This is a genomic window from Natranaerovirga pectinivora (assembly GCF_004342165.1).
GTDB lineage: Bacteria > Bacillota > Clostridia > Lachnospirales > DSM-24629 > Natranaerovirga > Natranaerovirga pectinivora.
Window position 1 is genome coordinate 59,347 of the sequence record NZ_SMAL01000008.1, and the last position, 13,623, is coordinate 72,969.

Sequence of the window (13,623 nt, forward strand, 5' to 3'; positions counted from 1 at the left end):
TAGAATTTATAGGATAATGCAACTTTTTCACAACAAAAAAAGACACAAAGTATGTGTCTTTTCTTATTGTATTATAGTCACTAGTACTAAAATGCGTTGTTTTTTTTATTTGATTATTTGTTTACAATAAAATCTTTTAATATTTTAGTTAATTCCTCTGCTTTTTCTTCTAAAGTTAAAATATCATTAGTAATTTCATCTAACGTGCTATTTTGCTCTTCTATAGATGCTGTTACTTCTTCAGTAGATGCAGCAGTCATCTGAGACACACTTGCCATTGTATACATACTCTCTTCAACGGATTCTTTAAATGAATTCATCTCTTCAATATATACTAAAACACCTTTTAATTTTTGAATGAATTCATTAGTCGAAACCTTAATATCATTAAACGAATTAGAAGATCCATGTACTGCTTCATATTGTTGTGCATTGATCTCTTCAGATTTTTTAACGGCTTCAACAGATTTTTTAGATTGATCAAGAATTCTTGCAATTACTGCTTCTATTTCTTTAGTAGATTGAGAGGATTGGGTAGCTAGTTTGCTTACTTCATTCGCAACAACTGCAAAACCTCTACCTGCTTCACCAACTCTAGCAGCTTCTATAGATGCATTTAAAGACAATAATTTAGTTTCCTCTGATATATTGTTCAGAATTCTAATGATTTTTTCTATATCTTGCACATATTTATTTAATTCACTCATTGCATTAACTACTTCTTCCGTTATTGCATTGGCTTCATCATTTTTAGCAATCAAAATATTAGCTGTCTCAATTCCTTTATCCGTAATTTTTCTCACATTATCTGAATCGCTATTAATCACTTTAATATCATTAACCACAAGATTTATTTTAGATGCTAATTCCGTAACCAAAGTTACACTTTTTTCAATTTCTTTTGATTGTTCATTAGCTCCTTCTGCAACACTTTCAACAGCTTTTTGAATTTCAATAGAAATTTCATTAGATTGTTTTGTTCTTGATGCTATATGACTGGTGGAATCGCTTACATCTATTGCCACCTGCTGACTTGTGGAAACAATCTCTTTGATTTGTTTAACCATTGAGTTAAATGTATCTGAAAGGGTTTTTATTTCATCCTTTCTATTAATAAATAATTCAATTGTTAAATCTCCTTCTTCAGCTTTTTTCATAGAACTCATTAATTCTTTCATTGATTTAGTCATTCTTAATGAAATTATAATACCTACGCTAACAGCGATGATACAAAATAATATAGCCAATAATGTTAAATTTAATTGCATATTATTTATGACACCTAATATGTCTTTTTCAGGAACAGCATTTATAAAAATCCAACCATTTTGGTTTTGTGTATAAGAAATTATGTGATTTTCCTTATTAAAAGGTTCTATGAATACTTCATGATTTTGATCAGTACTTTTATTCTTTATTAAGTCAAATAACTCATTCTCTACAATACCTTCTGACGATATAACATTACCATCAGGGGTTATTATAAAAGTACTTAAGTTTAAGTCACTTTCACTATTGTTTTCAAGTTCTCTTAGGAAATTTCTTTTATCTATATCAAAAATAGCTACGAATCTAACTCTACCAAACCTAAAGTAGTTACCTACAGAAGATATATAATCATTTGTATCTACATTGATTATCCCACTATGGTTGTCAATCCAAATTTGTCCGCCTTCATTTACTATTCTATTATACCAATCATACTGTCTGAGTTTATTCATATCCGTGTTGTGATTAATATATGAAGGAGCTGCCACTGTATGTCCATTGTCACTAATAATGTATATAGATGATATAAATGGATTGGCTGTTATTAAACTTGTAAAACGTCTTGTCACTAAAGTTGCTGCAGTACCTACTCTTCCATTTGATTGAGTTTCAACGAAAAAATCATTAAGAACTGCGTCATCTAAAAGTTGAATTTGTGCAACTTCTATTTGTCTTAACATTAGAGAAAAATAATCGCTTGTTTTAGCATTAGATTCAGCCAACTGATTTTTTGCTTGTAATATCATTTCTTTAGATGATGTACTAGATGAAATATAGGCAGTAATCATTACAGGAATTACTATGGTTACGAGTAATAGTAAGACCATTTGTGTAGATAAACTTGAGAATTGTATTCCTTTAACTTTAAACTTTTTAAGGTTCAATTTCGGAGACTTAATCCTTTTGTTGATTTTTGGTAATTTAATTTTAGGCAATTTAATATTATTGCTAAATTTTAGTTTAGTGGTTTTTCTTTTAGATTTCATCAAAGGTGCCTCCCTTAAGCTTAAAATATATATGTATAAATGAATGTATACTCTCTTACTATAATATATTAATTTCTGACAAAAAACAAGTATAATAAGTAATTATTAACATATGATTCATATATTGCTATGGCTAATTGGTATTTTTTAACAAAAGATAGTATTGTTTTAATTATATTTTTACATCTAATGCTTTAATAACATTTTCATAACTTTTTAATTCCTTTAATCCCCTTTCATTAATACTGTAAACCCCTCTATCTACTTTATCAAACCAATTATAATAATTTTTTTGTAATATTGACCCTGTTTTTTTATAATCTGTTCCTAGTTCTTTTAATGCTTTTATACTTAGTGGCCCTTTTTTTTCTAAAATATATGCTATATGTAGTGCTTGCTCTCTATAAGCTGTTACTATTTTGCTATGATTACTTCCACCTACATTATTGTCGCCACTTCTACACTCAAATTCCTTTTTTAGCTTTGCTATATTTCTACTTCTTACTCTAATCCCACTATTGTTTTGGGGAGTGATTAATTCCTCTACATAACATGTTTTATTTTTAAAGGATACAAGAATTAATCCAATATCTAACCTTTTTAATAGATTAATGGTTCTTTTCCATTTTTTAGTTTTTAGCGTTCTGTAATTTTTTGGTACAGCAACATATACATCTTCAGAAAGTTTCTGTCTATCTATTCCTTGTAGTATAAGTTCTAGGTTAAGTCTAAGTTTCATTTCTATAACAACAACTTTGTTGCCTTTTATAGCAATTACATCACAATCTAATACTTCACTTTTCACATCATAACCTTTATTTATAAAGTATTCTTTTACTGGTTTGTATAGGTCTATTTCTTTTACAGCTGTCATTTGTACCCCTCTCAATGAACTTACTTTTATTAATAATAAATATATCATATTTTATGGAAAACAAAAAGAAGAGCCATTAATGAAATCATTAATAGCTCCCTAATGCCTTATTCAAATGCTTTAAATATTGAACTTTTAGCTTTGCAAATTGGACAATTGTCTTCTGGTCCACCTACTTCTGTGTAACCACACACAGGACATACATATACAGTATCTAGGTTCATGTCTTTACCTTGTTTTGCAAGATCTTGAGCATCTTGAAAGAGTTTTGCATGAATTTTTTCTGCTTCTAATGCATAATGAAAAGCTCTTTCTGCACCGCTCTCATTTTGAAATTTTGCGGTTTCTAAGTATACAGGATACATTTGTTCTATTTCATGTAATTCACCATCTATTCCACCTTGAAGATTTGTAACTGTATCACCTACACCAAATATTGCACCTGCTGGTACTGTAAAATCTCCTTTTTGCTCTCCTAGAACTTTAAAATGATTATCCGCGTGAGCTAATTCTGCATAAGCTATCGCTTTAAATAGTCTTCCTATATTGGGAAAACCTTCTTTTTCTGCTAATTCTGCCCATATTAAATATCTCATATGAGCCATACTTTCTCCACCATATGCTGAACGTAAAAAATCAGCTGTCATTGCATTATTAACTGCTGCCATAAAAAAATCAACTCCCTAGTATTATTCGAGATAACTCGCTCTTTATATAGTTGACATATATAAAGAGTTTATACTAATAAGTTGATTTTTTTATGTATTAATATTTTTATGTATTAATTTTATTACCTAATCTAATAGATATGTTAGTAGCTGTTTGTTTAACTAAATTCGTTTCATAATCTATATCTAGATCTTCTTTAAATAACCCTGTAGCACTAACTGCGGCAATTATTCGATTATTACTATCAAACACAGGAGCACCTATACACAATATGTATTCTTCTAATTCCCGATCATCTAAAGCATATCCTTGATTTTTTACTAATTCTAATTCTTTATGGAAATCTTCTTTATTCAATATAGTTTTATTGGTTTTTTGTTCAAATGCCATATTATTAACTAAAGTATTTTTATAGTCATCTTCTTCATAAGCTAATAAAACTTTTCCTAAAGAAGTACAATAAATATCATTTCTAGAACCAATTTTAGCTGTGGTTACTATGGCATTAGAAGGTTCATATTTATATATATAAGCAACTTGATTGTTATCTAATATTCCTAAGAAGGACGTTTTTCCTAATTTCTCGCCTAATTCCTCTAAAAAAGGAATTGATATTTGAATCAAATCATTATTGTAAGAATAGGCCATACCAATTTCATAAGATTTTATACCTATAACGTATCTTTTAAATTCTTCATGCTTTTCAGCAATAAGATTCATACTTATTAGTGTTTGTAGAATATCAAATGCACTAGTTTGAGGGATATCCATCAGCCTAGTTATTTCTCTTAACGTTAATCCTTTTTTATTTTTAGATATTATATCTAACATATCAATGGTTCTTTTTGCTGTTCTGTTAATTTTCATATGCTTCCCCCATTGAAAACTCCTAGAATATGCTGTTCTTTAATAAAATATTTTTAAGGAAAAACTAGTATGGCATCTTTACCATACTAGTTTTTCTATTCTATTACCTTACAATTTCACTACCTAAATTACTCATAAACTTTGTTATTTCTTTTTCTCGTAAAATACTTGCATCTCCTGGTATCGTATGCTTAAGAATTGAGCAAGCAAGTCCAAATTCATTGGCAAATTTAAAATCCTCGTAATCATCTAATAATTTATGAATTACACCTGATACAAAGGCATCTCCACCACCAACTCTATCAAAGATATTAAATCTCGTAGATTCAGTCCTATAGACAGCATCTTTTGTATAAGCATAAGACCATAAACTATTTTCATTTGCCGAGAAAAGCTCCCTTTTCGTACCAAAAACATACTTTACACCGTATTTATCAATTAATTGATTAAACACATCCATACGCTTATCTTCATCATTATCATATTCTTTTGAAGGCTCTATTTCAAGCAATACATTGGCATCAAAATAACTTCCAAAACAAACATCAACCATTGGCATTATTTCTTGCATAGCTTCTTTAGCTTCTTCAATAGACCATAATTTTGAACGATAGTTAAAATCAAAACTAACTTTTACATTATGTTCCTTTGCTTTTTTCATTGCAATTAATGCTACTCGTCTGACATTTTCACCTAAGGCTAAAGTTATTCCACTTATATGAAACCACTCAACATCTTTAAATATTTTATCAAAATCAAATTCACTTTCATCAATATCCGTAATAGCTGAATGCTTTCTATTGTAAATAACCTGAGATGCTCTTGTACCAAAGCCATTTTCAAGAAAATATATACCTATATTCTCTCCTGCTCTAGCAATATTTTCTGTGTTTACGCCATATCCTCTAAGATGCACAATTGCCCCATCACCAAGTTGATTAGCAGGCAACTTAGAAATAAAACAAGTATTGCGACCTAAGTGAGATAAAGCAATCGCTACGTTAGCTTCTCCTCCACCATACGTAGAAGAATAATTATTTGTTTGTTCAATTTTATGATATAGTGGTGGGGAGAGTCTTAACATAATTTCTCCCATTGTTACAACACTGGACATATCTTCACCTCGTAAAATCCTACTTATTTAATCCGAAATAGTTTAAAGCGTTGTTGTAGCAAATGTCTTGCACAACTTTACCTAATACTTCGAAGTTAGCCGGATACTCTCCATTTTCAACTAATGTTCCTAATTTGTTACATAACACTCTTCTAAAGTACTCATGTCTTGTATATGATAAGAAACTTCTTGAGTCTGTTAACATACCAATAAAAGTACTAAGAACACCTAATTGAGCTAATGCTTCCATTTGTCTTTCCATTCCGTCTTTTTGATCGTTAAACCACCAACCAGAACCGAATTGGATTTTTCCTGGAATACCGCCACCTTGGAAGTTACCTGCCATTGTCGCTAATAATTCATTATCTCTTGGGTTTAAGCAATATAAGATTGTTTTTGGTAATTCATTGGTATCATCTAATTTATTTAATAATCTTGATAAGTCTACTGCAAAAGTTGCATCATTTACTGAATCAAAACCAGTATCAGGTCCTAATTCTCTTAACATACGAGCAGAGTTGTTACGAAGAGCACCAATATGAATTTGCATAGCCCAACCAAATTTTGCATATGCACGTCCAAAGAATACCATCATATATCCTTTGTATTTTTTGATTTCTAACTCAGTTAATGGTTCTCTTTTTAAACCTTTTTTGAAGATTGCATTAGCTTCTTCAAAAGTAGCTTCTTCATATACTACGATATCTAAAGCATGGTCAGATATAAAACAACCTAATTTATTAAAGTATTCAATTCTTTCTAATAAAGCATTTTCAAGATCATTTAAATCTTTTAATGGTTTTCCAACAACATCTGATAATTTATTCATCCAGTCAACGAACCAGTCTAATTCAATATTAACAGCTTTGTCCGGTCTGAATGTTGGTGTAACACTTACATCGAAAGTTGAATCTTCTTTAATTTTTTTATGCCACTCTAATGAGTCCACTGGGTCATCAGTAGTACAGATAGCTGTAACATTAGACATTTTAATTAAATTTCTAACATTAAGTTCCCCACTTTGAAGCTTTTTATTAGCTTCTTCCCAAATTTCTTCAGCTGTTTCTGGTGATAATATTTTATCAATCCCAAAGAATCTTTTTAATTCTAAATGAGTCCAGTGGTATAATGGATTACCAATTGTATAAGGCATTGTTTTTGCCCACATCATAAATTTTTCTTTAGCTGGCTTATCTCCAGTGATATATGACTCATCTATTCCTAATGCACGCATTGCTCTCCATTTGTAATGGTCTCCACCTAACCATATATCAGTAATGTTTTCATATGTTTTATTTTCTGCTATTTCTTTTGGGCTAATGTGGCAATGGTAGTCAATCAAAGGCATTTCTTTAGCATATTTGTGATACAATTCTTCTGCTGTTTTATTATTTAATAAAAAGTTTTCACACATAAATAGTTTCATTATCTTCACCTCAACGATTTTTATATTCTAAAATAGTTTTATATTATTTTAAAACTATAGGTAGAGCTAAGCCCACCTATAGTTTTTTTAGAATTTATATTTTATTATCTAGCTAACCATCCACCGTCAACAGCGATAGTATATCCATTAATATAATCACTTGCTTTTGATGCTAAGAATACACAAGGAGCTGCTAAATCTTCTGGTGTTCCCCATCTATCAGCAGGAATACGATCTAAGATCGCTCTATTTCTTGCTTCGTCAGCACGGATTGGTGCAGTATTTGCAGTCGCCATATATCCTGGAGCAATTGCATTTACATTGATGTTTTTGCTCGCTAATTCATTGGCCATAAGCATAGTAATACCTTTTACACCAGATTTACTTGCTGTGTAAGAAGGCACTCTAATACCACCTTGGAAAGATAACATTGAAGCGATGTTTATGATTTTTCCGCCACCTTGCTTAACAAATTGCTTAGCAACGGCTTGAGATAAGAAGAATACTGTTTTAAGATTAAGATTCATAACATCGTCCCAATCTTTTTCTGAGAAATCTAATACGTCTTCACGTCTGATTGTACCTGCATTATTTACAAGAATATCGATTCTTCCAAATGCTTCAACAGTTTTTGCAACAATTTCATCTACTGGTTCAATAGACATTAAATTTGCTTGGATACCTAAATATTTTCTTCCTGTAGCTTCAATTAAAGCTTTAGTTTCAGAATCGTCACCGATACCTACATTTACAATATCTGCCCCTGCTTCAGCAAGACCAACAGCCATACCTTGTCCTAATCCTTGAGCAGCTCCTGTAACAATAGCTACTTTACCATCTAATTTAAAATTATCTAACATCATAGTTAAAAAATCTCCTTTCAACCTCGTAGTATTTTCTATATTATTTATTATCTTAATTCATCCATTGATAAGTGGTCCATATCTGTAAAGATTTTGTTTTCTCCACACATACCCCAGATGAAAGAATAATTGCTTGTACCTACCCCTGAATGGATTGACCAACTTGGGCTTATTACTGCTTGTTCATTCGCCATAATGATATGTCTTGTTTCATTAGGTTGACCCATCATATGGAACACTCTTTGATCTTCTTTCATATCAAAATAGAAGTATACTTCCATTCTTCTTTCATGGGTATGAGAAGGCATTGTATTCCATGCACTTTGTGGTTCTAAGATTGTCATACCCATTGTTAATTGACAACTCTCACATACAGCAGGATGAACATATTGATAAATTGTTCTAACATTCATTGTTTCAGGATTTCCTAATTTAACAGGATTAGCTTTATCAAACTCAATTTTAACAGTTGGATACTCTTTATGAGCCGTTGCACTGTTAACATAGAATTTTGCAGGATTAGAAGAATCCACGGATTTAAAAACAACGTCTTTAATCCCTTTTCCAACATATATGCCATCTCTACTTTTAATCTCGTGTTCTTCTCCATCTAAAACAATAATACCAGGACCACCAACATTGATAGCACCTAATTCACGAGCAAATAAAAAGAAATCTGCTCCCATTTCTTTGCCTGCTTCTAATGCCAATTCTTTATTAACTGGCATTACACCACCAGCAATAATACGATCTTGATGAGAATAAGTGAATTTAATTTGATCTTGAACAAAAACATCTTCAATTAAGAAATGTTCTCTTATTTCATCAGTAGTATAATATTTTGCATCATCTGGATGATTTGCATAACGAATATCTAATTCCATTTTTTAATTTCCTCCTTTTAATTTACCTACATATTTGAATTTTAATGAGTAACCAAACCTAGTTAAAGGTCTACTGTGCTATGAATAGCATTATAGTGTCTCTAAACTGTCTGGAATAATGATTTTATTATAAAATAACGCCTGATTTAAATATGGCAATTTCTCTAGCATTATTTTTTTCATTGTTTACATATTCCCCATTAACCACATCAACCATATAATCGATGAATTCAACTAATAATTCGTCCATTGGAACACCTTGCATTAATCTACCTGCATTAAAGTCTATCCATCTTTTCTTTTTATTAGCTAAATCTGAATTGGTTGATATTTTAACAGTTGGAATAAAACCACCAAATGGTGTTCCTCTACCTGTAGTAAATAATACGATCTGACAGCCTGCCATTCCTAATGCAGTTGTAGCAACCAAATCGTTACCAGGTGCTGTTAATAGGTTTAATCCTTTTTCTCTTAATGTTTCTCCATATTCTAGGACATCTGTCACTTGAGAACCACCAGCTTTTTGAGTACAGCCAAGAGCCTTATCTTCTAAAGTGGTAATACCACCTTTTTTATTACCTGGCGATGGATTTTCATATATTGTTTGACCGTGATTTTTATAATACATTTTAAAATCATTAATCATTTTAACAATTTTATTAAATACTTCTTCGTCTTTAGCTCTTCTCATTAAAATATGTTCTGCACCAAACATTTCTGGAACCTCTGTTAAAACGGAAGTACCCCCATGAGCAATAACATAATCAGAGAATTCACCTAACATAGGGTTAGCAGTAATACCGCTAAATCCATCAGATCCACCACATTCTAATCCAAAACTGATTTCAGATAATTTTCCTGGTACTCTTTTATCTGTTTTCATTAATGTGTGTAATTCTTTTAAGATTTTTACCCCTTCTTCTATTTCATCTTCAACATCTTGTGAAACTAAGAATCTAATTCTTTCTTCATCATAATCTCCAAGAGTTTGTTTAAAATGGGCAATTTGATTATTTTCACACCCAAGACCTAGTACTAAAACACCACCAGCATTTGGATGTTTTGTAATATCTTGTAGTGCTAATTTAGTATTCTCATGGTCATCTCCCATTTGAGAGCAACCAAAAGCGTGACCAAATATGTGGACCCCGTCTATATCAGAAATATCTACTTCATCCTTAAATTGGTCAATGATTAATTTTCCAATTTGATTCACACAGCCAACTGTAGGTACAATCCATAATTCATTACGTATTCCAATGTCCCCATTTTTTCTTCTATAGATATTAACATCTCTATCAGGAAGTTTTGTTACAAATTCGTCGATAAAACATCCATCATACATGTAATCATTAACATCATTTAAGTTTGTTTTAGTATTATGAACGTGGATCTGTGTTCCTTTTTTTACATCTTCTTGTGCAGATCCAATTGGAGAACCATATTTAATTACATTATCACCTTTTTTTATATCAACAGCTGCTATTTTATGGCCAGCCCCGATATCTTCAAGTATTTCAATGCCATTTATTACTTCGCCTTTTTTAACATCATCCAAAGCAATAACAACATTATCATTTGGATTAATTGTTAGTAGTTTATTCATAAACTCACTCCTATCTATTAGGAAACTTTATTGTATTTCTATTTCTATCTCAATTTATATTTTTTATTGAGTGTTTATTAAGGGCTTTATAGATTCAACTATAGGATGACACCTGTTTTAAAAATAGCAATTTCTTTAGCATCAATAATCTCATTATTAGCTTGCTTACCATTTACAATGTCTACTATTAAATCTATAAATTCAACTAATAAATCATCCATTGTTGCTCCGCTTATTAAGCGTCCAGCATCAAAATCAATCCAATGTGGTTTGTTTTCTGCTAATCTAGAATTAGACGCAACTTTTATAGTCGGTACAAAAACACCATATGGTGTACCTCTTCCTGTTGTAAATAAAGCCAACTGACAACCTGACATTCCAAGGGCTGTGGTTGAAACCAAATCATTCCCTGGTGCAGCTAATAAATTCAAACCCTTTTCCTTTATTACCTCACCATATTGAATAACATCAACTACTTTTGAGTGTCCACCTTTTTGTATTGTCCCTAAGGATTTATCTTCAAGGGTCGTAATGCCTCCTTTTTTATTCCCAGGAGAGGGATTTTCATAGATAGGTTGATCATGTCTTTTATAATAATTTTTAAAATCATTAATCAAATCTACTATCTTATGAAATGTTTCCTTATCTTTTGCTCTTTTCATTAGAATATGTTCGGCACCAAACATTTCCGGAACTTCTGTTAGAACAGAGCTTCCTCCATGATAGGTAATGTAATCTGAAAATTTACCTAATAGAGGATTAGCTGTGATACCACTAAAAGCATCAGAACCACCACATTTTAGGCCTATACTGATTTCTGATAATTTACCTGGTTCCCTTTTGTCATTTTTCATCTTACTATATAATTCTTTAAGAAGTTTGACTCCTTCTTCTATCTCATTCTTAACTTCTTGTGTCACTAAAAATCTAACTCTATCTTCATCATATTCTCCAAGAGTTTCTTTAAAGACGGACACTTGATTATTCTCACAACCTAAACCAAGTACTAATACACCACCTGCATTAGGGTGTTTTGTAATATTTTGAAGGGCTTTTTTAGTATTTTCATGGTCATCACCCATTTGAGAGCAACCAAATGGATGGACATATATATTGATCCCATCAATTTTAGACGTATCCACTTCTTTTTTTATTTCATCTATCATTTTTTGTCCAACTCTATTGACACAAGCTACTGTTGGAACAATCCATAATTCATTTCTAATGCCTACATTGCCATTTTTTCTTCTGTATATATAAACATCTTTATCAGGGATAGTTGTAGAAATGTCATCTACAACCATTCCCTCATAATTATATTCCAGTATATCACTTAAATTTGTCTTAGTGTTATGAGTATGAACAATACTGCCTTTTTTAATAGTTTGTGTAGCAGATCCAATTGGAGAACCATATTTTATAATATTACTACCCTCTTCAATATCCTTAATAGCAATCTTAAATCCTGGTCCTATTTCTTCTATTAGTTCTATTCCATCTACTATTTCGCCTTTAGTAAAATTATCTAATGCAACAACCACATTGTCTTTCTCAGAAATTTTAATAATTCTGTTCATATCATCCCCCCTATGAATTTAGGAAATATTATAATACAGCTTTAACGGCTTCTTTCATACCATCTTTCATAATAGCATAAACGCTATCTACAACAAAATCATTCGCACCTTTGATCCCAGAAAAATCTACTTCCCAGTGATCTTTTAATCCTAAGTATTTATCAACCATTCCTTGCACGCTTTCACGAGATCCATCATATGATGCCCATAACTCGTTGTACATATCTAAGAATTCTTGATTATCACTTACTGGAATTGTTTCTCCATCTCTTTCACCTTTAAAGAAAACTAACATACTTGCTAAAGAGAATAATAATCTTTTTGGAAGTTCATTTTTTCTTTCAACATATTTCACCACTGAAGGTAAAATTCTAGTTTTGTATTTTGTTGTTGCATTTAATGCAATTGATAATAACTCATGACGTACATATGGGTTTCTATATCTATCAATTACTTCATTTGCAAATTTATCTAATTCATCAGCTGGTAAATCAAGTGTTGGGATGATTTCATCAAAAATTGTATTTTTAACGAATTTTCCTAACACATCATGTTCAACTGTTTCTCTTACTGTATCGATACCGTATAAGAATGCAACAGGAACCATAGCAGTATGTGAACCATTAAGTATACTAACTTTTCTTTGTTTGTATGGTGTTAGATCTTCAACAAAAATGACATCTAAACCAGCTTTATCCAATGGGAATTCTTGTTGTACTTTTGGATCTGAAGTTTCAATAACCCATAAGTGGAAAATCTCACCTTTTACGATTGAATGATCTTCATAACCAAGTTCCTCAGTTAATTCTTTGATTTCATCTCTTGGGTAGCCTGGTACAATTCTGTCTACAAGTGTACTACAGAATGTATTGGCATTATTTAACCAGTTGATAAATCCTTCATCAAGGTTAGCTAATTTTGCTAAATCATTAAGTATTAATTTAAGTTCTTTACCATTTTTATCTATAAGTTCACAAGGAATAATGATTAATCCTTTATCTTCAGCACCTTTGAAATGTTTGTATCTTTCTACAAGTAATGCTAATAATTTCCCTGGAAATGATGCAGGACACTTGCTAAAATCTGTATCATTTTTATCTAAAATAATACCTGCTTCAGTCGTATTAGAAATAACAAAACGTAAGTCATCGCTTTTAGCATATTCTAAGTATTTATCGTACTCTGGATAAGGATTAATAAAGTCATCTATAACATCCACAACTGTTTTACTTCTAACAACTTCTCCATCTTTCAGACCTTCTAATATAACTGTATATAAACCATCTTGTTCACCAAGCTCTTTTACTCTACCAAATTCAATTGGTTGAACTACAGCGATATTTGAATTAATTAAACCTTTGTCATTGCCTTCTTGGATAATCCAATCACAAAAAGCTCTTAAAAAATTACCTTCACCAAATTGTAAAATTTTAATTGGGCGATTTGTTTTACTTACTACATTTTTATTTAACTTTTGCATTTGTCTAA

Annotated in this window: 11 protein-coding genes; all 11 read right to left on the reverse strand. The window is 31.0% G+C overall.

Features of this window, described 5'->3' with window-relative positions; all coding sequences use genetic code 11:
- Window positions 1-113: 113 nt before the first annotated feature.
- The 11 genes from EDC18_RS11240 to EDC18_RS11290 all read right to left on the reverse strand — a co-directional run bounded on the left by EDC18_RS11240 (window position 114) and on the right by EDC18_RS11290 (window position 13,615).
- Window positions 114-2,255, reverse strand: a complete 2,142-nt coding sequence (locus EDC18_RS11240; protein WP_132253225.1) for a methyl-accepting chemotaxis protein — start codon at window positions 2,253-2,255, stop codon at window positions 114-116.
- A 172-nt stretch (window positions 2,256-2,427) separates the two neighbouring features.
- Window positions 2,428-3,129 (reverse strand): DUF2161 family putative PD-(D/E)XK-type phosphodiesterase, encoded by a 702-nt coding sequence (locus EDC18_RS11245; RefSeq protein WP_207669200.1) that lies wholly within the window; start codon window positions 3,127-3,129, stop codon window positions 2,428-2,430.
- Between the two features lie 107 nt (window positions 3,130-3,236).
- Complete coding sequence (locus EDC18_RS11250; RefSeq protein ID WP_132253228.1) at window positions 3,237-3,797, reverse strand: rubrerythrin family protein; 561 nt, start codon at window positions 3,795-3,797, stop codon at window positions 3,237-3,239.
- A gap of 106 nt (window positions 3,798-3,903) precedes the next feature.
- On the reverse strand, window positions 3,904-4,665 hold the full coding sequence (locus EDC18_RS11255; RefSeq protein WP_132253230.1) for an IclR family transcriptional regulator: 762 nt from the start codon (window positions 4,663-4,665) through the stop codon (window positions 3,904-3,906).
- A gap of 103 nt (window positions 4,666-4,768) precedes the next feature.
- A complete protein-coding gene (locus EDC18_RS11260) occupies window positions 4,769-5,779 on the reverse strand; it encodes a sugar kinase (protein ID WP_132253232.1) in 1,011 nt (336 codons plus the stop codon).
- A 19-nt stretch (window positions 5,780-5,798) separates the two neighbouring features.
- Window positions 5,799-7,205, reverse strand: coding sequence for a glucuronate isomerase (uxaC, locus tag EDC18_RS11265; RefSeq protein WP_132253234.1), 1,407 nt, complete (start codon window positions 7,203-7,205; stop codon window positions 5,799-5,801).
- A gap of 104 nt (window positions 7,206-7,309) precedes the next feature.
- Entirely contained in the window at window positions 7,310-8,068 is a 759-nt protein-coding gene (gene kduD, locus EDC18_RS11270; RefSeq protein ID WP_132253236.1) for a 2-dehydro-3-deoxy-D-gluconate 5-dehydrogenase KduD, read from the reverse strand.
- A gap of 47 nt (window positions 8,069-8,115) precedes the next feature.
- Complete coding sequence (kduI, locus tag EDC18_RS11275; protein ID WP_132253238.1) at window positions 8,116-8,952, reverse strand: 5-dehydro-4-deoxy-D-glucuronate isomerase; 837 nt, start codon at window positions 8,950-8,952, stop codon at window positions 8,116-8,118.
- 127 nt (window positions 8,953-9,079) lie between these two features.
- Window positions 9,080-10,558 carry a UxaA family hydrolase gene (locus tag EDC18_RS11280; RefSeq protein ID WP_132253240.1) on the reverse strand — a complete coding sequence of 493 codons (1,479 nt, stop codon included), beginning with the start codon at window positions 10,556-10,558 and terminating at the stop codon, window positions 9,080-9,082.
- Between the two features lie 98 nt (window positions 10,559-10,656).
- Window positions 10,657-12,135: a UxaA family hydrolase gene (locus EDC18_RS11285; RefSeq protein ID WP_132253241.1), complete on the reverse strand. Its 1,479-nt coding sequence runs from the start codon at window positions 12,133-12,135 to the stop codon at window positions 10,657-10,659.
- Window positions 12,136-12,163: 28 nt separating this feature from the next.
- Window positions 12,164-13,615 (reverse strand): tagaturonate reductase, encoded by a 1,452-nt coding sequence (locus EDC18_RS11290; RefSeq protein ID WP_132253243.1) that lies wholly within the window; start codon window positions 13,613-13,615, stop codon window positions 12,164-12,166.
- Window positions 13,616-13,623 lie beyond the last annotated feature (8 nt).

Coding starts and splice junctions, on each gene's coding strand:
- EDC18_RS11260 (WP_132253232.1), bottom strand. CDS start 5,779: ATGTCCAGTGTTGTAACAATGGGAGAAATTATGTTAAGACTCTCCCCA.
- EDC18_RS11290 (WP_132253243.1), bottom strand. CDS start 13,615: ATGCAAAAGTTAAATAAAAATGTAGTAAGTAAAACAAATCGCCCAATT.
- EDC18_RS11255 (WP_132253230.1), bottom strand. CDS start 4,665: ATGAAAATTAACAGAACAGCAAAAAGAACCATTGATATGTTAGATATA.
- uxaC (WP_132253234.1), bottom strand. CDS start 7,205: ATGAAACTATTTATGTGTGAAAACTTTTTATTAAATAATAAAACAGCA.
- EDC18_RS11280 (WP_132253240.1), bottom strand. CDS start 10,558: ATGAATAAACTACTAACAATTAATCCAAATGATAATGTTGTTATTGCT.
- kduI (WP_132253238.1), bottom strand. CDS start 8,952: ATGGAATTAGATATTCGTTATGCAAATCATCCAGATGATGCAAAATAT.
- EDC18_RS11250 (WP_132253228.1), bottom strand. CDS start 3,797: ATGGCAGCAGTTAATAATGCAATGACAGCTGATTTTTTACGTTCAGCA.
- EDC18_RS11240 (WP_132253225.1), bottom strand. CDS start 2,255: ATGAAATCTAAAAGAAAAACCACTAAACTAAAATTTAGCAATAATATT.
- EDC18_RS11245 (WP_207669200.1), bottom strand. CDS start 3,129: ATGACAGCTGTAAAAGAAATAGACCTATACAAACCAGTAAAAGAATAC.
- kduD (WP_132253236.1), bottom strand. CDS start 8,068: ATGATGTTAGATAATTTTAAATTAGATGGTAAAGTAGCTATTGTTACA.
- EDC18_RS11285 (WP_132253241.1), bottom strand. CDS start 12,135: ATGAACAGAATTATTAAAATTTCTGAGAAAGACAATGTGGTTGTTGCA.